At 75.6% G+C, this 20,161-nt stretch carries 17 protein-coding genes; 5 read left to right on the top strand and 12 right to left on the bottom strand.

All coding sequences use genetic code 11. The features are described from left to right. Positions 1-56 precede the first annotated feature (56 nt). The 11 genes from CAE01nite_RS11555 to CAE01nite_RS11505 all read right to left on the bottom strand — a co-directional run bounded on the left by CAE01nite_RS11555 (position 57) and on the right by CAE01nite_RS11505 (position 13,257). The gene (locus CAE01nite_RS11555; protein WP_146904457.1) at positions 57-1,037 is read right to left on the bottom strand and encodes an alpha/beta hydrolase; all 981 of its coding nucleotides are present in this window, start codon (positions 1,035-1,037) and stop codon (positions 57-59) included. 3 nt (positions 1,038-1,040) lie between these two features. After that, positions 1,041-1,913 (bottom strand): HpcH/HpaI aldolase/citrate lyase family protein, encoded by an 873-nt coding sequence (locus CAE01nite_RS11550; RefSeq protein ID WP_146904439.1) that lies wholly within the window; start codon positions 1,911-1,913, stop codon positions 1,041-1,043. Continuing rightward, entirely contained in the window at positions 1,910-3,124 is a 1,215-nt protein-coding gene (locus CAE01nite_RS11545; protein ID WP_146904436.1) for a CaiB/BaiF CoA transferase family protein, read from the bottom strand. The genes CAE01nite_RS11550 and CAE01nite_RS11545 overlap by 4 nt, the downstream gene beginning before the upstream one ends. Beyond that, positions 3,124-5,307 carry an SUMF1/EgtB/PvdO family nonheme iron enzyme gene (locus CAE01nite_RS11540; RefSeq protein ID WP_146904433.1) on the bottom strand — a complete coding sequence of 728 codons (2,184 nt, stop codon included), beginning with the start codon at positions 5,305-5,307 and terminating at the stop codon, positions 3,124-3,126. Before CAE01nite_RS11540 ends, CAE01nite_RS11545 begins: the two co-directional genes overlap by 1 nt. Further along, positions 5,304-6,326 (bottom strand): ribokinase, encoded by a 1,023-nt coding sequence (locus CAE01nite_RS11535; RefSeq protein WP_146904430.1) that lies wholly within the window; start codon positions 6,324-6,326, stop codon positions 5,304-5,306. The genes CAE01nite_RS11540 and CAE01nite_RS11535 overlap by 4 nt, the downstream gene beginning before the upstream one ends. Beyond that, positions 6,323-7,699, bottom strand: coding sequence for an ADP-ribosylglycohydrolase family protein (locus tag CAE01nite_RS11530; protein WP_146904428.1), 1,377 nt, complete (start codon positions 7,697-7,699; stop codon positions 6,323-6,325). Before CAE01nite_RS11530 ends, CAE01nite_RS11535 begins: the two co-directional genes overlap by 4 nt. Beyond that, positions 7,696-8,916: an ADP-ribosylglycohydrolase family protein gene (locus tag CAE01nite_RS11525; protein WP_146904425.1), complete on the bottom strand. Its 1,221-nt coding sequence runs from the start codon at positions 8,914-8,916 to the stop codon at positions 7,696-7,698. The genes CAE01nite_RS11530 and CAE01nite_RS11525 overlap by 4 nt, the downstream gene beginning before the upstream one ends. A 39-nt stretch (positions 8,917-8,955) precedes the next feature. After that, a complete protein-coding gene (locus CAE01nite_RS11520) occupies positions 8,956-10,254 on the bottom strand; it encodes an ABC transporter substrate-binding protein (RefSeq protein WP_146904422.1) in 1,299 nt (432 codons plus the stop codon). Positions 10,255-10,403: 149 nt separating this feature from the next. Further along, complete coding sequence (locus tag CAE01nite_RS11515) at positions 10,404-11,231, bottom strand: carbohydrate ABC transporter permease (protein WP_146904420.1); 828 nt, start codon at positions 11,229-11,231, stop codon at positions 10,404-10,406. Continuing rightward, positions 11,231-12,190, bottom strand: a complete 960-nt coding sequence (locus tag CAE01nite_RS11510) for a carbohydrate ABC transporter permease (RefSeq protein WP_146904417.1) — start codon at positions 12,188-12,190, stop codon at positions 11,231-11,233. The genes CAE01nite_RS11515 and CAE01nite_RS11510 overlap by 1 nt, the downstream gene beginning before the upstream one ends. Then, positions 12,187-13,257: a LacI family DNA-binding transcriptional regulator gene (locus CAE01nite_RS11505; protein ID WP_146904414.1), complete on the bottom strand. Its 1,071-nt coding sequence runs from the start codon at positions 13,255-13,257 to the stop codon at positions 12,187-12,189. The genes CAE01nite_RS11510 and CAE01nite_RS11505 overlap by 4 nt, the downstream gene beginning before the upstream one ends. Positions 13,258-13,490: 233 nt before the next feature. Between CAE01nite_RS11505 and CAE01nite_RS18190 the strand changes: the two genes are divergently transcribed. From CAE01nite_RS18190 to CAE01nite_RS11490, 3 genes are all read left to right on the top strand, one after another. Continuing rightward, on the top strand, positions 13,491-13,829 hold the full coding sequence (locus tag CAE01nite_RS18190) for a hypothetical protein (protein WP_186816561.1): 339 nt from the start codon (positions 13,491-13,493) through the stop codon (positions 13,827-13,829). 371 nt (positions 13,830-14,200) lie between these two features. Continuing rightward, positions 14,201-15,616 (top strand): HNH endonuclease signature motif containing protein, encoded by a 1,416-nt coding sequence (locus CAE01nite_RS11495; protein ID WP_186816560.1) that lies wholly within the window; start codon positions 14,201-14,203, stop codon positions 15,614-15,616. Between the two features lie 193 nt (positions 15,617-15,809). Continuing rightward, positions 15,810-16,220: an OsmC family protein gene (locus CAE01nite_RS11490; protein ID WP_146904405.1), complete on the top strand. Its 411-nt coding sequence runs from the start codon at positions 15,810-15,812 to the stop codon at positions 16,218-16,220. A gap of 25 nt (positions 16,221-16,245) precedes the next feature. Here CAE01nite_RS11490 and CAE01nite_RS11485 read toward each other — a convergent pair whose 3' ends face one another. Next, complete coding sequence (locus tag CAE01nite_RS11485) at positions 16,246-17,949, bottom strand: non-homologous end-joining DNA ligase LigD (protein WP_146904403.1); 1,704 nt, start codon at positions 17,947-17,949, stop codon at positions 16,246-16,248. A gap of 156 nt (positions 17,950-18,105) precedes the next feature. On the opposite strand from CAE01nite_RS11485, the gene CAE01nite_RS11480 reads away from it, so the two are divergent. Both CAE01nite_RS11480 and galE read left to right on the top strand, forming a co-directional pair. Further along, a complete protein-coding gene (locus CAE01nite_RS11480) occupies positions 18,106-19,041 on the top strand; it encodes a S1C family serine protease (RefSeq protein ID WP_146904400.1) in 936 nt (311 codons plus the stop codon). Between the two features lie 112 nt (positions 19,042-19,153). Beyond that, positions 19,154-20,134, top strand: a complete 981-nt coding sequence (gene galE, locus CAE01nite_RS11475) for a UDP-glucose 4-epimerase GalE (RefSeq protein WP_146904397.1) — start codon at positions 19,154-19,156, stop codon at positions 20,132-20,134. Positions 20,135-20,161: the final 27 nt, after the last annotated feature.

The following is a 20,161-nucleotide window of genomic DNA, read 5'->3' as shown; positions in this document are numbered from 1 at the left end:
CCCTGAAGGGTCCGAGACGTCGCACTCGGCGAGGGGTGGGGGTGGGCGTCGGCGCCTTAGGGGTCGGGTTGGGACGTGTGCAGGTGGGCGGCGATGTCGACGACGCCCTCGCGGAAGGCCGGCTGCCAGACGTCCCAGTCGTGCCCGCCGGGGAGCACGCGCAGCTCGGCGGTGATCCCCTCGACCCGCCGCGCGGCGTCGTGCAGCCGCGCGGACTCCCGGTCGAGGGCGTGCTCGGCGTCCCGCGGGTCCCGGTCGGCGTCCTCGTCGTCGCCCACGGCGATGAACAGGTGGACGGGCAGCGCCGGGTCGAACGCCGCCATCGCGGCGGGGTGGCTCAGCTCCGTGAACCGCTGCGGGACGAAACGCCTCGGGCCGTCGCCGTAGGCGCCGTGGTCGCGGGTCGAGGAGTCGGACGGCGGCTGCGGGACGTACACCGCGGCGGAGAGCACCAGCGCGGCGGAGAACCGGTCCTGGTGGGCGAGGGCGAACCGCAGCGCACCGGCGCCGCCCATGGAGTAGCCGCCGACGGCGCGGGCGCCGCGGTGCCCCACGGTGCGGTACGTGGCGTCGACGTGGTCGACGAGGTCCCGCGTGAACGCGGTCTCGACCGCCACCCCGGGCTCGTCCCCGGCCCGCCGACCGGTGTACCGGGAGTCGGTGTACCAGCTGGCGCGCTGGTTCCAGGGCGCGTCCGGCATGACGACGACCATCGGCTGGACCGCCCCCGTGACGATCAGCCTGTCGAGGTCGCCGGTGACGCGCTGCCACGCCGCCTGGGTGTCACCGCGTCCGTGCAGGAGGTAGAGGCTCGCGTACGCGCGGTCCGGCTCGTCGTCGTAGCCGGGCGGCAGGTAGACGGCGTGGTCGATGCTCCCCACCGCCGACGACGGCGCCTGCGCGGTCAGGACGGTGCCCGCCCGGGCGGCGCGCGCCGTGTCCGTCCCGGCTTCCCGCGCAGGGGCCGCCGGGGTGGTGCCGGTGACGGCGGCCGCCCCCTCGACCGGTCCGGCGGGCCGGGGTCGGGTCCGTGCCATCGGTCAGCTGCGGCCAGCGAGCGCCGCGGCGAGGGCGACGACGGTGCGGGCCCGCTCGACCATGGCGACGTCGAGGAACGTCCCGTCGGGCAGGACGAAGGCGCCGACCCCGGCGTCGTGGGCCTCGGCGACCCGGGCGAGGACCTCCTCGGCACGGGCGACCTCCTCGGCGGTCGGCCGGAAGGCGTCCCGGATCGGCTCGAGCTGGGCGGGGTGGATCGCGGCCCGGCCGAGGAAGCCCAGCGACCGGCCCACCCGGCAGGACGCGACCAGCCCGTCGACGTCCCGGACGTGCGGGTGGACCGACATCGCGGGGGCCGGCAGGCGGGCGGCCCGGGCCGCGACGACGACACGGCCGCGCGCCCACAGCAGCCCGGCGTCGTCGCCAACGCCGAGGTCCGAGCGCAGGTCCGCCTCGCCCAGCCCGAGCGAGGCGACCTGCGCGTGCGCGGTGGCCAGGGCGAACGCCCGCTCCAGCCCGAGCGCGGACTCCACCAGCAGGTGCAGCGGCCGGTCCGGCAGGGCGACGGCGAGGTCGAGGACCTGCTCGACCTCCTCGACCTTGGGGACGCGGACCTCGACGCGGGGCAGGTCCGCGAGCGCCGCGACGTCGTCGGCGTACCAGGGGCTCGAGGGGTGGTTGAGGCGCACCTGGACCCGGCGGTGTCCCGCGCCGTCCGCCCCCGCCCCGGCGGCGAGGTCCGCGAGCGCCGCCCGCGCCCTGTCCTTGCGCGCCGGGGCGACGGCGTCCTCCAGGTCGAGGACCACCACGTCGGCGTCGCCGGCCAGTGCCTTGGCGGCCCGGTCGGGCCGGTCCGCGGGGGCGTACAGCAGGGTGACCACCGGACCGGTCGAGCCCGCCGGCGCGCCGGTCACACCGCACCCGCCTTGCGCAGCGCGGCGACCTGCTCGGGGGTGTACCCGAGCTCGGCCAGGACGGCGTCGGTGTCGGCCCCGTGCGGGCGCCCGGTGAAGGCGATGACCGCGTCGTCCCCGGACAGCCGGAAGAGGGGGCCCTGCATGAGCATCGGGCCCAGCTCGGGGTCCTCGACCTCGTGGATCGTCCCGAGGGCCCGGAACTGCGGGTCGGCGACGATGTCGGACGCGTCGTAGACCGGCGCGACCGCCGCCTGCGCGCTCTCGAACGCGGCGACGACGTCGTCCCGGTCGCGCTCGCCGACCCAGCCGCCGACCGCGGCGTCCAGCTCGTCGGCGTGCCGGGCGCGCTGCGCGCCGTCGGCGAACCACGGCTCGTCCGCGAGGTCCGGGCGCCCGACCAGCCGCACCACGCGCTCCGCGATGGACTGCGCCGACGTGGACACCGCGACCCAGTGGCCGTCGCGCGTGCGGTAGGTGTTGCGCGGCGCGTTGTTCGCCGAGCGGTTCCCGGTGCGCGGCTGCACGGTGCGCAGCTGGTCCCACCGGGTGATCTGCGGGCCGAGCATCGCCAGGATCGGCTCGATGATCGCCACGTCGACCACCTGCCCGCGCCGCTCGGGGTGCCCGTCGCGGGCACGCAGCGCCACCATCACGGCGAACGCGGTGGCCAGGGACGCGATGCCGTCCCCGAGGCCGAACGGCGGGAGGGTCGGTGGCCCGTCCGGCTCGCCGGTCATCGCGGCGAACCCGCTCATCGCCTCGGCCAGCGTGCCGAACCCGGGACGCGCCCGGTACGGCCCGACCTGGCCGAAGCCGCTGACCCGTGCGAGCACCAGCCCGGGGTTGCGGGTCGACAGCTCTTCGTAGCCCAGCCCCCAGCGCTCGAGCGTCCCGGGGCGGAAGTTCTCCACGACGACGTCGGCCCGCGTCGCGAGCGCGAGGAACACGTCCCGACCGCCCGGGCTGGACAGGTCCGCGGTGAGCGTCCGCTTGTTGCGGCCCAGGGTCTTCCACCACAGGTTGACGCCGTCCCGGGCGGCCCCGTGACCGCGGGAGGGGTCGGGCCGGCGCGGGTGCTCGACCTTGACGACCTCGGCACCCAGGTCGCCGAGGTGCATCGCGGCCATCGGCCCGGCGAACAGGGTGGAGGCGTCGACCACGCGCAGCCCGGACAGCGGTCCGTCGGCGGGGTCCCGGGAGACCGCCATCAGTCCTCCTCGCTCGTGGGGGCGGGCCGGGGCCGCGGCAGGGCGGCACGCGCGGGGGCGCTGGCAGCCGGGCGGGCCGCGTCGATGACGTCCCAGGCGACGCGGAACCCGATGCTCGGGCTGCGCGCGACCCCGAGCCCGGGCAGCAGCAGCTTGAGGGACACCTCCGGCGGCTGGACGCCGCCGTCGACGTACCACGGAGACCCCTCGCTGCGGTGGTCCGCGCCGCCCTTGAGCATGACGAACCGGGTGCGCCCGTCGCTGTGCTCGCTCTCCGTCCAGCTCCACACCGCCGGCGCCCCGCGCACCAGCCGCCCGGTCTGGCCGGCGAGCTGCCACTCGTCCTCGCTCGGCAGGCGGCCCCCGCGCCAGGCGCAGTACGCCCGGGCGTCGTCGAGGTCGACATGGGTCACCGGCTGGTCCTCGGTCCCGGGTGCGGGCCCGTCGCCGGACCAGTGCGCCAGGTACCGGTGCGCCACGACGGGCCGGTGACCGGTGGCCCGGACGAACGCGTGGAACTCGGCGTTGGTGACCTCGCGGACGGCGACGGCGACCGGCGAGTCGAGCGTCCCGTCGCGCTGCAGGGTGCGTGCGTCGTGCAGCCGTGGGGGCAGCGGCTTCCACTCGTCGACGTACGGGGCGCCCTGGTACATGCCGGTCTCCCGGGCCCGGTAGCGCACGGTGAGCACCCAGTCCCCGGCCGGCACGACGACTGCCGCCGCACGCTCGGGGACGTCGGCCGCCACCGCGGGCGGGTCCGCGGCCGGTGGCGGGGCCAGCCGGCGGGCGAGGCGGTGCGGGAACCGCGCGTCGTCGTCGTGCACGAGGTCGCCGCGCCGTGCCGCGTCGCGCAGCGGCCCCAGCCAGGCCGGCCTCGCGGCGCCGTCGACCAGGTGCAGGACGGCGCCCACCCCGCGCGCGGGCACGGTGACGACGGCGTCCGGCCCGGCGTCGTCGCCGGTGGTGAGGTCGACGACCGTCCCACCGGTTGTCGCGGGAGCCGGCGGGAGCACCGGCCCGGTGCGGTCCACGTCGCCGCGGTTGACCAGCGTCAGCAGGGTCACGCCGTCCCGCGTCCAGGCCGAGGCGTAGATCCCGGCGGCGTGCGCCTGCGGGTGCAAGGGGGTGAGCGGGGTCCAGTCGCCGTCCAGGAGCAGGTCGTCCGCCGCGCGCTGGATGGTCACCATCCGGCGCAGCGTCGCCGCGTCCCGCGGGTTCCAGCCGACCCAGACGCCGAACACGACCTCCCACACCATGACCCCGACGCCGTTGAGCCACGCGGACTGCAGCTCCTCGGCGTGGTCGCGGTGCCACCGCCGCACGTGGTGCTGCATGTGCCGGCGCTCGTACCAGTGGGCGCGCAGCACCCCCGGCACGGGGCTGTCCGCGAAGAACTGCGCCCACGACGACGTGTGGTCCGCGATCCGCTCGGTCGCGAGCCTGGACTCCCCCTCGAGCACCAGGCCCGGGCGCGCCTCCTCCAGCCGGTCGACCAGCTCGGGCTCGGCCTTGCGCAGGGTGTCGAGGAACACGCCGTCGGCGCGCAGGTCCGCCACGAGCGCGGCGAGCTCGGTGACGTCGTCGCGGCCGCGGCGGGTGCCGGTGTCCCACGGGTTGTAGTCGACGAACACGTGGACCCCGCGGGCGTGGAAGCGGTCGACCAGCTCGGCGATCCCCGGCACGTCGCGGTAGTGGTCCCACTGGTTGCGGTCGTCGAGGCCGATCACCGGGTAGGCGTGCCACAGGACCACGGCGTCCAGCCCGCCGAAGCGGTCGGCGTCGGCGAGCAGCCGCTCGGGGGTGAACCGCTGCTCCGGGTAGGAGAACAGCAGCTCGTCCCACAGCCACACCTGCGCGACCGCCCGGCAGCGTGCGGCCCACTGCCCGCCCGGGCGCCGGTAGGCCGCGTCGGAGTAGGCGTGCCGGCGCCGGGCGTCGTCGCGCCAGGTGTGCAGGGTCGCGCGCCACGCCGGCCACAGCGCGGGGTCGTCGGGGGCCGCGAAGATCTTGGCGTCGTCCAGGGCGACGAGCCGCTCGTCGGCGGTCGGTGGGTCGAGGGGCGGGGTGAGCGGCCGGTCCGGTGGAGGGTCGAGGGGCGCGTCGAGCGGCGGGGCCGGCGGCAGGTCCAGCGGCACCGGGGTGGGCAGGTCGATCGGGCGCGGGACGAGCGGGTCGAAGGTCACCGGGCGCCACCGGCGTGGACCTGCGCGGCGTGCTCGACGTCCGCGGCGTCGGGCACGGCGTCCTGCGCACCGGGGCGGGTGACCGCGAGCGCCCCGGCGACGACGGCGACCCGGGCCGCGTCGGCCAGCGTGGCGCCGAGGGCGAGGTGCGCGGCGAGGACGCCGCAGAAGGTGTCCCCCGCGCCGGTGGTGTCCACCGGGTCGACGCGCGGTGCGGCCACGTGGACGACCCGCTGGTCGCGCTCGGCGACCAGGCAGCCACGGGCGCCCCGCGTGACGACGACCGCGGGGACCCGCGCGAGCAGCGCGGCGGCCAGGCGCTCGTGCTCGCCGTCGCCGTCACCGCGGCTGTCGCCGTCGCCCGCCCCGTCACCGTCGCCCGCCCCGTCACCGTCGCCCGCCCCGTCGCCAGCGCCCGCCCCGTCGGGAGGCGACCCGTCGGCGCCCCCCGCCAGGTCCCGCGCCTCGTGCTCGTTGACCACGAGGACGTCCACTAGCGGCCACACGTCATCCGGCAGCGGCCGTGACGGCGCCGCGTTGAGCACCATCCGGCTGCCGGCGCGACGGGCCCGGGCGGCGTCCACCACCGCCTCGAGCGGCACCTCCAGCTGCGCGAGCACGACGTCGGCCTCGGCCAGCCGCGCCACCGCCGCGGGTCCGAGGGTCAGCCGGGCGTTCGCCCCGGGGGCGACCACGATGGCGTTCTCCCCGCCCGGGTCCACGGCGATGAAGGCGGTCCCGGTCGCGGTGTCCGTGCGGTCGACGAGCGCGGTGTCGACGCGCGCCGAGGTCAGCGACGCCAGCAGGAGGTCCGCGGCGTCGTCGCGCCCGAGCGCACCGAGGAAGGTGGTCCGCACGCCCCCCGCCCGCGAGGCGGCGACCGCCTGGTTCGCGCCCTTCCCACCGGCGGTGCGCACGAGGTCCCCGCCCAGGACGGTCTCCCCTGCACCCGGGTGCCGCGGGACCGGGACGACCAGGTCGACGTTCGCGCTGCCGACGACCACCACGTGCGCGCTCATGCGCCCACCCGCGCCGACGTGGCCTGCAGGCGCAGCGTCCGCTCGACGAGGTCGTCGACCGTCCGCTCGGCCGGTCCGGGCAGGGACGTCGCGATGCGGCCGCGCAGCGGCCCGGACCAGCGCTCCTCGACGCCGGCCGTGCCCCGCAGCGCACCGACGACCGAGCCGACGGTGGCGCCGACCGAGTCGGTGTCCCACCCGGCGGTGACCGCGGCGGTGATGCTGCGGCCCAGGTCGCCGCGGCCGCGGGCGAGCGCCCAGGCGATCGTCGCGGCGTTGGGCAGCACGTGCACCCAGTGGTGGTGGCCGTACTCGGCGTGCAGCACGTCCAGGCCCCGGTCCAGACCGGTGAGGTCGTCCGTCCGTGCCGCGGTCTCCCGGCCGACGCGGACCGCGCGTGCCAGCCGGCTGCCGGGCGGGACGACGGCCGCGGCGGCGTCCAGCACGTCGTCGACGTCGTCCAGGACGAGGGCGGCCGAGCACAGCGCCGCCGCCCACAGGGCTCCGTAGACCCCGTTGCGGGTGTGGCTGAGCCGGGCGTCCACCCACGCGAGCGCGGCGGCGCCGCGCACGTCGCCCGGACGCACCCACCCCAGGACGTCGGCGCGGATGAGCGCACCGATCCACTCCCGGAACGGGTTGAGGTACGTCGCGGTCTGCGGCACCGGTCGGGCGTCGAGCAGGTTGCGGTACGCGGCGCGCTCGGCGGTGAAGACCCGCCCGGCCGGCATCCGGTCGAGCCACAGCGTCGCGACGTCGTCGGTGGTGAAGCCGGTCCCGTGCTGCTCGAGCAGGTCCAGGGCGAGCAGCGGGTAGTTGAGGTCGTCGTCCTCGGGCATCCCGTCGATGACCTCCTCCAGGGAGGTCGGGGCGCTGCGGCGGTTCCACGGCCACCGCTGCGCCACGTCCGCGGGCAGGCCGACGGCGGTGAAGTAGCGGTCCAGCGGCCACCGGCCGCTCGCTCGCAGGATCTCCTCGATGCCGCGGCGCGGGATCTTCTCGACCGGCTTGCCGAGCAGGCAGCCCGCGGCGCGGCCGGTCCAGGCGCCGGTGAGCCGGTCGCGCGCGTCCCCGGGCCGGGGGTCCAGCAGGCCGGGGGCGGCGGGCAGCGTCGCGACGATCGCGTTCCAGTCGTCCGGCTCCGCGGCCGACGGCGGTGCGGCACGCGTCGCGAGGTCGGCCAGCAGCACGCGGGCCAGGTCGCGGAGCCCCGGCGGCGCCGGCACGGGTCCGGCGCCGCTGACGGCGGGCACCAGGTCGCCCCCGGCGCCGGTCCACCGTGCCGCGACGTCGGACACGTCGGTGCCCTCGTCGCGGGCCTGCACGAGCTCGTGGGCGAGCAGGTCCTCGGGCTGGGCCCAGGTCAGCCTCACGCCGGGGCACCCCCCACACCCGCGGCAGCCACGGCGCTGCTGTCGGCCGACGGGGCCGCCTCGGCGAGCAGGCCGGCGAGCACGCGCGAGCGCTCGTCGGCGCGCTGGTGGTCCGCCGCCAGGACGTCGCGCGCGGCGGACGCGAGCAGGCGCCCGGTCTCCCGGAGGTCCATGCGGCTGGCCTCCTCGACCCGGTCGAGCCACTCGACCGGGACGACGCGGGAGCCGCCCAGCCCGGCCGCGACCGCCCCGGCCATGACGGCGATGGAGTCGGCGTCGCGTCCGTAGTTGACGGCCGCGAGCACGGACCCGCGGTAGTCGCCGCGGTGCCCGAGGAGCAGCCCGACCGCCGCCGGCAGCTCCTCGATCGCCATGGTGCGCGACGGTCGGCGCGCGTCACGCGACATCCGCCGGTACTCCGGGCCCACCGAGTCGTACGGCGCGACCGCGGTGCGGACGGCCCGGCCGAGCGCACGCTCCTCCGTGTCGGTCGTGGGGGCGCCGGGCCACCCGGAGAGCGCGTCGACGACGGCCTGCAGGGCGTCCGCGGTGCCGTCGTGCGCGACGTCGAGCATCGCCTCCACGACGTCGTCCAGCGTCGCCCCCGGGGCCACCGCCGCGGCGACCGCGGCCGCGAACACCCCGGCCGCCTCGCGCCCGTAGCTGGACTGGTGCGCGCCCGCGACGTCGATCGCCTCCGCGTACGCGGCGCGGTGGTCACCGGCGTTCACGACGCCGACCGGCGCCATGTACATCGCCGCACCGCAGTTGACGATGTTCCCGACGCCGGCCTCGCGGGGGTCGACGTGGCCGTAGTGCAGCCGCGCGACGATCCACTTCTCGGCGAGGAACACCCGTTGCAGGATCAGCGCCTCCGCCTCCAGCTCCGGCACCCAGCGCGGCTCGCCGATCATCAGCGGCACCAGGTCCTCGGCGACGGCGTACGCGTCCAGGTGGTCGCGGCGGGCCGCGTACACCTCGACGAGCGCGCGGGTCATGAGGGTGTCGTCGGTGATGTGCCCGTCGCCCTTGTGGTACGGCGCGATGGGCCGGGCGGTGCGCCAGTCCGGCAGGAACGGACCCACGATCCCGGTCACCCGGCCCCCGTGCCGCTCCTCGATCTGCTCGGGCGTCCAGCCCTCCGTCGCGCCGCCGAGGGCGTCCCCGACGGCGGCGCCGGTGACCACCGCGACCGCCCTGTCCTCCAACCACGTCACGTCGTGCTCCTGCTCGTCGCTGGGCTCGTCGGGCTGCCGTCAGGCGGTGATCTCGTCCCAGCCGGCCTGCAGCTCGGCGGCGAGGCCCGCGGAGTCCGTCTCCCCGGCGATGAACCGCTGGAACGCCGGGGTGGCGACCGTGTCCTTCCACTGCGCGTACGCGTCGACGAACAGGTACGGCGCGTCGGTCAGGTACTGGCCGGACGAGAGGATGACGTCCCAGCCGGGCTGGCCGGACAGGTTCTGCGCCATGAGCTCCTGGGCGGACGTCGTCGCCGGGATGAGCGCGTCGGCCTGGTTCAGCGCCGCGAGGTTCTCGGCCTGGGTGAAGAACTCCAGGAACTCCGCCGACTCCTCGACGTGCTCGGAGTCGATGTTGACCGACAGGGTCTGCGGGTTCGCGGCCTGGCCGGCCCCCTCCGGACCCTCCAGCGGCGGCAGCACGACCCAGTCGAAGCCCCCCGGGGCGTCCGTCGCGATGTTGGCGGCCTGGAACGAGCCCTGGACCGTCATCGCCACCTGACCGGCGTAGAACGCGGCGAGCACCTCGGAGCCGGACTGCGTCAGGCTGACCGGGTCGACGGTGCCGGCCGCCTTCATCTCCGCGACGATCCCCGGGATCGCCAGCTCCCCCTCGTCCACGACGAGCTCGGCGTCCGCGCCGGTGCCCTCGAAGAACCGGCCGCCGAACTCCGGCGCCATCGCCATGAAGGTCGCCGTCGGGCTCTTCAGGCCCCAGCCCATGCCGTACCGGCCCTCGGCGGTGGTGGCGGCGGCGATCTCCTGCAGCTCGTCCCACGTCATGGTGTCGCCCGTGGGCACCTCGACCCCGGCGGCCTCCAGCAGGCCCCGGTTGGCGAAGACCATGTAGGTCTGGAGCTCGGTGGGGTAGGCGATCACCTGGTCGTCGACGGTGACGGTCTCCAGGACGCCCTCGGGGACGTCGGCGACGAACTCGTCGGACATGAGCTCGGAGAGGTCCGCCAGGTACCCGTCGCGCGCGAACGGCACGATGCTCGCGGCCTCGTAGTGGATGATGTCCGGCGCCGCGCCGCCGTTGAACTGCGTGATGAGCTTGTCGTAGATGCCGTCCCAGCCGGCCGGGACGATCTCGACCTGGACGTCGGGGTTGTCCGCGTTCCACGCCGAGACGATCGACTCGGTCGCGTCGATGGCGGCCGGCTGGTCGGACAGGGACTGGAACTCCAGCGTGATCGGCTCGTCCGACCCCGCCTCGGGGGCGGCGTCGCCGCCGTCGTCGGCGCCCCCGCTGCACGCGGCGAGGAGGAGGACGCCGGCGGTGAGGCCGGCAGCGAGGGAAGCGCCACGGGTGTGCATGGGGGTCACCTTTCGGAGGGGGCGGTGAGGGGGACGACGGGGGTGGGGAAAGACGGGGGTGGGGGACGACGGGGTCGGAGCTGCCGGGGTCGGTGCTGCCGGGGAGCCGAACCCGCGGGTGGCGTCGACGCGGGCGCCGGTGAGGTCGGCTATCCCTTGACGGCGCCCGACAGGAGCCCGCCGGTGAGCCGCTTCTGCATGATCGAGAAGAAGACGATGCTCGGGATCGCGGCCAGAACCGAGCCGGCCGCCAGCGGCCCGAGGGCGACCTTCCCCTCCCCGCCGATGAACATCTTCAGCGTGATGGGGAGCGTGTAGTTCTCCGGCGACTGGAGCAGCACGAGGGCGAAGAAGAACTCGTTCCAGGACGACACGAACGAGAACATCGCGGTGGCGACGACGCCGGGCATGAGCAGGGGGAAGACGATCCGCCGCAGCACCGACGCCCGGTTGGCGCCGTCCATCGCGCCGGCCTCCTCGAGGTCGGTCGGGATCGCGGCGACGTAGCCCTGCAGCATCCACAGGGCGAACGGCAGGGTGTAGGTGGTGTGGACGAGGGTGAGGCCGAGCAGGCTGTCGGTCAGCCCCACGGTCCGCAGGATGAGGAAGAGCGGCAGGATCACCAGGATCACCGGGAAGACCTGGCTGACCAGGATCCAGCCGGTCCCCAGCGCCCGCAGCGCCCCCCGGAAGCGGGCCAGCGCGTAGGCGGCCGGCAGCGCCAGGAGCACCACGAGCGCGGTGGACACGAGCGCGACGACGAGGGAGTTGGACGCGGAGCGCACCAGGCCCTGCCGCTCGAGCGCCTGGCCGAAGTTGTCCCACCGGACGTCCTGCGGGATCAGGCTCACCGTCAGGGAGTTGAGCTCGGCGGACGACTTCAGCGACGCCGACACGAGCCACAGCAGGGGGAAGCCGAGGAAGGCGATGTAGGCCGCGAGCGCCAGGTACTGGGCGGGCCGGACGAGCGCGCGCATCAGCGGCTCCTCTCCTCGCGGAGCTGGGACCAGAGGTAGGCGGTGAGCAGCACGACCACCACGACGACGAGGACGACGCCCATCGCGGCGGCGTAGCCGATGTTCCGGTTCTTGAACGCCTCGAGGTAGGTGAACAGCATCGGGAGCATCGTCTTGCCGCCGGGTCCGCCCTCGGTCAGGACGTAGACCAGGCTGAACGAGTTGAAGTTCCAGATGAAGTTCAGCGACGTGATCGAGGTGATGATCGGGCGCAGGCTGGGCAGGGTCACGGACCTGAACCGGCGCATCGCCCCGGCGCCGTCCATCGACGCCGCCTCGTGCAGCTCGCCCGGGATCTGCTGCAGGCCGGCCAGCAGCGTGACGGTCGTCTGCGGCATCCCGACCCACACGCCGACGACGACGACCGCGGGCAGCGCGGTGGAGAAGTCCGCCAGCCAGTTGATGTCGTCCGGGAGCCCGACGGCGCCCAGGCCCGCGTTCAGCGGCCCGGCGTTGGGCGAGTAGATCATCCGCCACATGATCGCCACGACCACCGGCGGCATCGCCCACGGGATGAGTGCCAGGACCCGGGTCAGGCCCTTGAGCCGCAGGTCCGCGGCGAGCAGCAGCGCCAGGCCCATGGCCGCCACCAGCTGCAGGAGGGTGACCGAGACGGCCCACACCATGCCGATGCGGAAGGACTCCCAGAAGAACCCGTTGCCCAGCAGCCGCTCGAAGTTCTCCGCGCCCACGAACGCGTACTCCGGGCGGCGCACGAGGCGGGCGTCGGTGAAGGCCAGCAGCACGCCGACCACCAGCGGCGCGACGCTCAGGACGAGCACCGGCAGCAGCGACGGCAGCACCAGGGCAGCGGCTTCGCGCCGGCGCGCCTGGGCGACGGTGCCGCGCCGTCGGTCGCGGGTGCGACCGGTCGACGGCACGGGGGCCGGGTCGGGTCGGGTGACGGTGGGGACGCTCATGGGCGCTCCTCCCCGGTCGAGGGCCGGCGGTCGGGCGGGGCCGATGGAGCGTGCGCACCGAGCGTGGACTCGCGGACGACGAGCCGGGGCGCCACGACGACGGCTCCCCGCTCGTGCGCCGGGTCGTCGAGCCGGCCGAGCAGCAGCTCGGCGGCGGCGCGCCCGCGCGCGGCGGCGCCCAGGTCGACGCTCGTCAGGCTCGGCTGGAACACCCGGCCGAGCTCGGTGTCGTCCATCCCGGTGACGGCGACGTCGTCGGGCACCCGCAGCCCCGCCTCGCGGGCCGCCTTGACGGCGCAGATCGCGAGGAGGTCGTTGGCCGCGACGACGGCGTCCAGCGGCGCTGCGGTGTGCCGCGCGAGCAGCGCCCGGGCGGCGACCAGCCCGGCGGTGACGGTGAAGTCGTCGGCGACCTCGGTGTCCACGGTCTCGACGCCCGGTCCGGACCGGCCGACGGCGGCGTCGAAACCCCGCTGGCGCGCCTCGCCCGGCGTGGTGTCCAGCGGGCCGTTGAGGAAGCCGATCCGGCGACGGCCGAGCCCGACGACGTGGTCGACCGCCTGCCCGATGCCACCGGCGGAGTCGGTGGACACGCTGTCCAGCCGGTCGTCCGCGAGCGGGCGGCCGATGACCACCACGGGCTTGCCCGCTCCGGCCAGCGCCTCGACAAGCTCGTCGTCCAGGCGCAGGGGGCTGATGACCAGACCGTCGACGGACCCCGCGACCAGTCCGCGGACGAGCGCGGCCGTGTCCCGCGGGGTCTCCCCCGTGGTGGCGAGCAGCAGGCGGTAGCCCCGGTCGCTGACCACCTGCTGGATCGCCGTCATCATCTCGACGTAGACGGGGTTGCCGATGTCGGCGACGGCGAACGCGATCTGGAACGTGCGGCGCATCCGCAGCGACCGGCCGGTCGCGTCGGGGTGGTACCCGAGCTCCTCCGCCACGGCACGCACCCGGCCGACCATCGCGGCGCTCGCCCCGTTGCCGTGCAGGGCGCGGGACGCGGAGGACAGCGAGACACCGGCGCGCTCGGCGACCTGGGGCAGGGTCGCGCGGCTCCGCACCACGGTGTCCCCCCTCGTCGTCGAGGTCCGCGGCTCGACGCTGAGCCGGTCGGTCGTGTGCTGCGGGCGGCTGCCCGGAAACGTTTCCAGCGGAAACGTTTCCAACTGTGGCAGCGGGCTCGCGGACCTGTCAACGGGGCCGCGGCGTCGAGCATCCGGACGGGTCCTGCGGCACAGCCGGTGCGGACCGCGACGGCGTGCGACAGTGGGCTCGGACGCGACGAGGAGGAGACGAGGTGGACTTCTACATCGGCATCGGCGCCGTCGTCGTGCTGGCCGTGCTGATCGTGGGCCTGTTCCACGGGCCGTCCCACCACGTCCCCCGTCGGCCCACACGAAGGTCGAGGTCCAGCCCCGCCTCGCCCCCGCAGTCGGGGCCCGTCCCGCCGTCGACCGCGCCCCTCGTGCCGCAGCCCGGCACACCCGTCGAGCCCGGGGCGGTCTCCGGCGATCCGTCCCTCCCCGGGCACACGTCGCCGCTGCCGGCCGAGCCGCCCGCGTACGTCATGCCCCCGCCCCGCCGGCGCCACCTGCCGCGGCGTCCGGTCGGCGGGCCGCGAGGTCGGCGCCCCTGACGGTTGCGCGACCGGCGGGGGCTCCGGGGGCCTGGTCGGTCGGTCAGGCGGATGACGAGCTCAGTCGTTCACCGGTTCGGTGTCGGGCCCTACCGCCTGGTCGCCGCGTCGCGACCTCTGCAGGAGTTCTCCGTGGGATGTGCGCTCCGTTCCCCGACCATTGTGGTTGTGGACGGAGTATTCGTCCACAGCTTTTTCGCGCCCTTCTCCGGAAGTTCTGAGGAAAGGGAGACCCTTCCGCCGAGCGGCACACCTGCGCAATCTCCCGAGCGTTCCCCACAGATCGCGCCCGGCCGACGGGAATGTCGGTGGGTCACCGTAGAATTGGCCTCAGGAAACGAGGCGGGACGCAGCGACAGGAGGTGGGCATCGTGGCTGACGACGACACGCCCCTCGACTCCGCCGTCCTCCCCGCGCCGGATGCGGTGGGCAACCCTGCGCTGCCGCCTGAGGTCACCGGGTCGCTGCCGGCGGTGCTCGCCTGGCTCGACTCCCTCGGGTCGCTGTCGGCGACGGACCTGGACGGCCGTCAGGCCGAGGCGATCGCCACGGTGCTGGCCGACGTGATCAGCCGGGCCGGCGTCGCCCAGGCACGGATGCTCACGGTGATCGAGGCCGACGGGCTGTGGTCGATCTCCGCCCGGTCCCTGTCGCGGTACGCGGCTCGCCGGTTCGGGACGAGCGTGCACCTCGCCCAGGCGCAGGTGAGGCTCGGGCGCGCGCTGCGCGACGACCTGCCGGGGGCCGCTGTCGCCGCCGCGTCCGGCGAGATCGGGGTCGAGCACGCGCACGTGCTCGCCGCCCTGGCGCCCACGACCGAGCTGCGCCGTGCCGCGCTGTCATCCGACGGAGCGTGCAACGAGGCGTGGCTGGTCGAGCAGGCGCGGCTGCTGCCGGTCGACGAGTTCCGCCGGTGCGTCCGCGGCTGGGCCGCCGCGGCCGACCCGGACGCCGACGACCGTGGCTACGTCGAGGCGAGCGACCGGGCCTACCTGGAGGTCGCTCCCACGCTGAACGGGTACCACGTGGACGGGTTCCTCACGGTCGACGACGGGCAGAACCTGCGCACCGCGCTCGAGGCCCTGACCCCGGTCCCGGCGGCAGGCGACCAGCGCTCCGCCGGGCAGCGACGCGCCGCCGCCCTGGGGGCGCTCGCGCGCCGGGGTCTTGAGCTCATGGGGACCGGCAAGGGGTCCACCGTGCGGACGCGTGTCGGCGTCCTGGTCACGCACGAGAGGCTGCAGGAGCTGGCCGACCGCGCCCGGGCGACGGTGGACGGCCGTACGCCGGCCGGTCGGGCACCGGCACGAGCACCAGCACCAGCACCAGCACCGGCGCTCTCGCCGCGGACGGTGGCGCACGGGCCGCAGTTCGAGGACGGGATCCCGGTCCCCCGGGTTCTCCTGGACCGGCTGGCCTGCGACGGCGAATTGAACCGCTACATCTTCGGGCCGACGTCGGAGATCCTCGACGTCGGCCGGGCGGAGCGGACGTTCACGCGGGCGAGGCGGAACGCGATCGTCGCACGCGACCGGCACTGCCGATATCCCGGGTGCACCGCGCCACCGTTGATCTCGGAATGTCACCACGTGCAGCACTGGGCGCGTGACCACGGGAGCACCAGCGTCGAGAACGGGATCCTCCTGTGCTTCCACCACCACCGACATGTCCACCATCGCGGGATCGAGATCCGTCGGCGTGGCGCTCGGTGGGTGTTCACCGACGCCGCCGGACGCGAGCTGGCGGACCTGCGCCCGGACGGGGACGACGACGGCTGGCCGGCCTGACAAGGGGCGCGCCCGCCCAACGCCCGACACCACGACGCCACGACGCCACGACGCCACGACGGCACGAGCATCACGACGCCCACGACGAGGGCTGCCCATCCGAGGCGTGGTGCGGTAGACCGGTCGTCGGTCGGGGCCCGACCGACGGGCGCCAACTGGACGGGCCGCCGGCCGCGGCCGGGAGGAGCTCACGATGTCCGACACCTTCGAGGTCGTCGCTGCCGCCGGTTCGCTGCGGTCCTCGGACCCGGCGGCGACGCGTCTGCCGCACCGCTGGACCGACGGCGGGGTCACCGTGTCCACGGCCTTCACCGGTGCGCACCTGCTGCACCTGTCGGTCGCCGCGTGCGTGCTCAACGACCTCTACCGGGAGGCGACCGCGGCCGGCGTCGAGCTCGAGGGGGTGCGGGTGACGGCGGACGGCGGCTTCGACGCCGACGGCGGGGCGTCCACCGGGATCCGGTACGCCGTCGAGGTGGAGTCGCCGGCCGACCCGGCCGCGGTGGACCGACTCGTCGCGCGCGTCGACGAGGTCGCGGAGATCCCACGGGCGGTACGAGCGGGCGCGCCGGTGCACCGCCGGAGCGAGCCACCTCACCTGTGACGTGCGTCCCTGGGAGCGTCCGCCCTCACCCGAGCCGCGGCAGCACCTGGTCGGCGGCGAGCACGCCGCGGAACGCGTCCCCGCGCTCGGCGATCCGGTCCAGCACCGTCCGCACCGTGAACGCGTCGGGCCGCAGCCACGGCTCGTCGAGCTCGTCCCACGTGATCGGCGCGGAGACCGGCGCACCCGCGGCGGCCCGCGGGCTGTACGGGGCGACGAGCGTCTTGTTGACCGCGTTCTGCGTGTAGTCCAGCCGCGCCTGCCCGCCGCGCTCGCGCACCTCCCAGCGCCAGCTCACCAGGTCCGGGACGACGGCCCCCACCGTGCGCGACACCCGCTCCACCCACGCCCGCGTCTCGTCGAACGTCGGGCCGGACGCGACCGGCACCCACACCTGGATGCCGCGCCGGCCGGTCAGCTTGGGGTAGGCGCGCACGCCGAGGTGCTCGAACGCGTCCCGGTGCAGCCGGGCCAGCAGCAGCACGTCGTCCCACGGCGTCGCGGTGCCCGGGTCGATGTCGAACAGCGCGTAGTCCGGCAGCTGCGGCGCCCGCGTCGGGGACGTCCACGCGTGCCACTCGAGCGCGCCGAAGTTCGCCGCCCACACCAGTGCCGCCGGCTCGTCGACGACCAGGTAGGTGGTGGTCTCGCCGTCGTCCGCGTCGGGGTTCTGCCAGCGCGGCATCCACGACGGCGCGTGCGTGGGGAGCTGCTTGTGCCAGAACCCCTTGCCCGACGCCGCGCCCTCCGGGTAGCGGTGCATGTTCAGCGCCCGGCCGCGCAGGTACGGCAGCGCGACCGGGGCGATCTGCGCCGCGTACCGGACGAGCTCGCGCTTGGTGACGGGGGCCGCCCCCTCCCGCCCGGGGAACAGGGGCTTGTCGAGGTTCGTCACGCGCAGCCGCCGCCCGAACACCTCCCACGAGCCGCCCGGCCCGAGGTCGTCGAGCGCGGCGAGCTCGTCCTCGGAGGGGGCCCGGACCGCCGCCGACCGCAGGTCGACCGACGCCTCGGCGGCGGGCAGGTCGGACCGCCACAGCCGGTCGGGGTCCGCCAGCACCTCGTCGTTGGTGCGGCCGGACAGCACCGACCGGGGGTGGTCCTCGGCGTCCCACCCGTCGACGGCGTGGTCGTCACGCTTGTGCAGCATGATCCACTGCTCCTTGCCGTGCGGTTCGGGGTCCCCGGTCCGCACGAGCACGAACCGGCCGGCGAGCTTGGCGCCGTGCAGCTCGACGTGCAGCTCCCCCGCCGCGACGGCCGCCAGCGGGTCGTCGTCCTTGTGCAGGTCCCACGTCCCGCGGTCCCAGACGATGACGTCCCCGCCGCCGTACTCCCCGGCCGGGATGACGCCCTCGAAGTCCTCGTACTCCAGGGGGTGGTCCTCGACGTGGACGGCCATCCGCCGCACGTGCGGGTCGAGCGTCGGCCCGCGTGGCACCGCCCAGCTGACCAGGACGCCGCCCATCTCGAAGCGCACGTCGTAGTGCAGCCGACGGGCGCGGTGGCGCTGGACGACGAACCGGCGCCGCCCCTCCGGCGTGGGCGTCGGCTCGGGCGCCCCGGACGGCTCGGGCGTGCGGCCGAAGTCCCGCATGGACCGGTAGGTCTCGAGCTCGCCCCCGCCCGACCCTGCTCCGCCCGACGTGCCGCCCGACGTGCCGCCCGACGTGCCGCTCGGCCGGGCGCCCGGCCTGCCGCCCGACCCTGCACCGCGCGTGCGCGCCATCCCCCACCCCTCCGTACCCCGGCAGCCACCCCGGCCGCTCACCCTCCGCCGTCCGCCGTCCGCCGTCCGCCGTCCGCCGTCCAGGGTGGCGCACGGTCCGCTGATCTGCGCCCCGTCCTGCGGCATGCCGGACGGCGCCGCGGTGTTGTACCCGCCATGGTGGACGACCACCCCGGCGACGACCTGCTCGACGCGTACTCCGCGGCGGTGATCAACGTCGCCCGCACCGTGATGCCGAGCGTGGCGAGCCTGCAGGTCCGCACCGCCCGCGGCTCGGGGTCGGGCAGCGCCAGCGTGCTGACCGGCGACGGCTACCTGCTCACCAGCGCCCACGTGGTCGAGGGGGCCGAGACGGTACAGGCCACCTTCACCGACGGCAGCGAGGCGACCGCGGACGTCGTCGGGCGCGACCCGCTCTCCGACCTGGCCGTGCTCCTGGCGCGCGACGGCGTCCCGGCGCCGGTCCGGATGGGCGACGCGGCGCGGCTGCAGGTCGGCCAGCTGGTCGTCGCCGTCGGCAACCCGCTGGGCCTGGCCGGCAGCGTCACCGCCGGCATCGTGTCGGGTCTGGGTCGTTCCCTGCCCACGCGCGCCGGCCGGGTGGTGGACGAGGTGATCCAGACCGACGCCGCGCTCAACCCGGGCAACAGCGGCGGGGCGCTGGCCGACAGCGCGGGCCGGATGGTCGGGGTCAGCACGGCCGTGGCCGGCGTGGGGCTCGGGCTGGCCGTGCCGATCAACGTCACCACGCGCGGGATCATCAGCACCCTGATGACCCAGGGCCGCGTGCGGCGGGCCTCGCTGGGGATCGTGGGAGCGCAGGCGCCGCTGCCGCCCGACCTCGCCGTGACGCTCGGGCGCCGGACCGGCCTGCACGTCGCCCGCGTCCTGCCCGGGAGCCCCGCCGCCGAGGCGGGGCTGCGCGCCGGGGACGTCGTCGTGGAGATCGGCGGCGAGCGCATCGCCACGACCACCGCGATCCAGCGCCTCATGGTCGAGGGCGCGATCGGGCGGCCGCTGGAGATCACCGTCTGGCGCAACGGCGCGCTCGTCGACGTCATCGCGCTGCCCCGCGAGCTGACCGACGCCTGACCGGCCCGCGGGGCGCCTCCCGGCACGAGGGCCGAGCGGTGATAACTTGCCGCTGACCTCGACCGAACGGGTGACAGGGGCGTCACCCGTGACCGCGGGCAAGGGAGGGGCAGTGACCGTACTGGTCACCGGCGGTGCCGGGTACATCGGGGCGCACATCGTCCGGACGCTGCAGGACGCCGGCACGGCGGTCGTCGTGGCCGACGACCTCTCCACCGGGGTCGCGGCCCGCGTCCCGGACGTCCCGATGCTGCGGGCCGACCTGTCCGACCGGGGCACGGTGCCGGCGCTCGCGGCGTTCATGACCCGGCACGACGTCGACGCGGTCGTGCACATGTCGGGCCTCAAGCGCGCCGACGAGTCCGTCGCCCAGCCCGTCCGCTACTACCAGCAGAACGTCGGCCAGACCGCGAACGTGCTGCTCGCCATGGAGGCGGCAGCCGTGCGCGGCCTCGTCTTCTCCTCGTCGGCGGCGGTGTACGGCGAGACGACCGCGGCACCGGTGCGCGAGTGCGACGCGACCCGGCCCGTCAACCCGTACGGCGCGACGAAGCTCGCCTGCGAGGACCTGCTGCGCTGGGCCGCGGCGGCCGGCCGGGTCGACGTGATCGCGCTGCGCTACTTCAACGTCGCGGGCGCCGACCGGCCCGAGCTCGCCGACACCTCCCGGATCAACCTGCTGTCGATCCTGGTCGCGCGACTGCGCGCGGGGCTCCCGCCGGTCGTCTACGGCGACGACTACCCGACGCCGGACGGCACCTGCGTCCGCGACTACGTCCACGTGCAGGACCTCGCCGACGCCCACATCCTCGCGCTGCGCCGGACCACCGCCGCGGGCTTCCGGGTCTTCAACATCGGCACCGGGACGGGCACGTCCGTGCTGGAGATGGTCGCCGCGCTCGGCACCGCGTCGGGCTGCCGGGTCGAGCCGGTCAGGGCCCCGCGCCGCCCCGGCGACCCGGCGTTCGTCGTCGCGTCCGCCGAGGCCTTCGCCCGGGCGACCGGCTGGTCGCCGCGGCGCACCGTGGACGACATGGTCCGATCGACCCTGGCGTCGGTCGCCGCGTCGTCCTCGGGCGGGTCGGGCGCGTAGGCCGACCCGCTCGCGATCTCCTGTCGG

Origin of the sequence: Cellulomonas aerilata (assembly GCF_007991755.1) — a bacterium.
Lineage (GTDB): Bacteria > Actinomycetota > Actinomycetes > Actinomycetales > Cellulomonadaceae > Pengzhenrongella > Pengzhenrongella aerilata.
This window is presented reverse-complemented; position numbering and strand designations above follow the sequence as displayed.

Excerpts from the sequence above, each read along its gene's own strand:
- CAE01nite_RS11480 (WP_146904400.1), top strand. The coding sequence starts at position 18,106 with ATGGTGGACGACCACCCCGGCGACGACCTGCTCGACGCGTACTCCGCG.
- CAE01nite_RS11535 (WP_146904430.1), bottom strand. The coding sequence starts at position 6,326 with ATGAGCGCGCACGTGGTGGTCGTCGGCAGCGCGAACGTCGACCTGGTC.
- CAE01nite_RS11555 (WP_146904457.1), bottom strand. The coding sequence starts at position 1,037 with ATGGCACGGACCCGACCCCGGCCCGCCGGACCGGTCGAGGGGGCGGCC.
- CAE01nite_RS11545 (WP_146904436.1), bottom strand. The coding sequence starts at position 3,124 with ATGGCGGTCTCCCGGGACCCCGCCGACGGACCGCTGTCCGGGCTGCGC.
- CAE01nite_RS11490 (WP_146904405.1), top strand. The coding sequence starts at position 15,810 with ATGTCCGACACCTTCGAGGTCGTCGCTGCCGCCGGTTCGCTGCGGTCC.
- CAE01nite_RS11520 (WP_146904422.1), bottom strand. The coding sequence starts at position 10,254 with ATGCACACCCGTGGCGCTTCCCTCGCTGCCGGCCTCACCGCCGGCGTC.
- CAE01nite_RS11510 (WP_146904417.1), bottom strand. The coding sequence starts at position 12,190 with ATGAGCGTCCCCACCGTCACCCGACCCGACCCGGCCCCCGTGCCGTCG.
- CAE01nite_RS11515 (WP_146904420.1), bottom strand. The coding sequence starts at position 11,231 with ATGCGCGCGCTCGTCCGGCCCGCCCAGTACCTGGCGCTCGCGGCCTAC.
- CAE01nite_RS11485 (WP_146904403.1), bottom strand. The coding sequence starts at position 17,949 with ATGGCGCGCACGCGCGGTGCAGGGTCGGGCGGCAGGCCGGGCGCCCGG.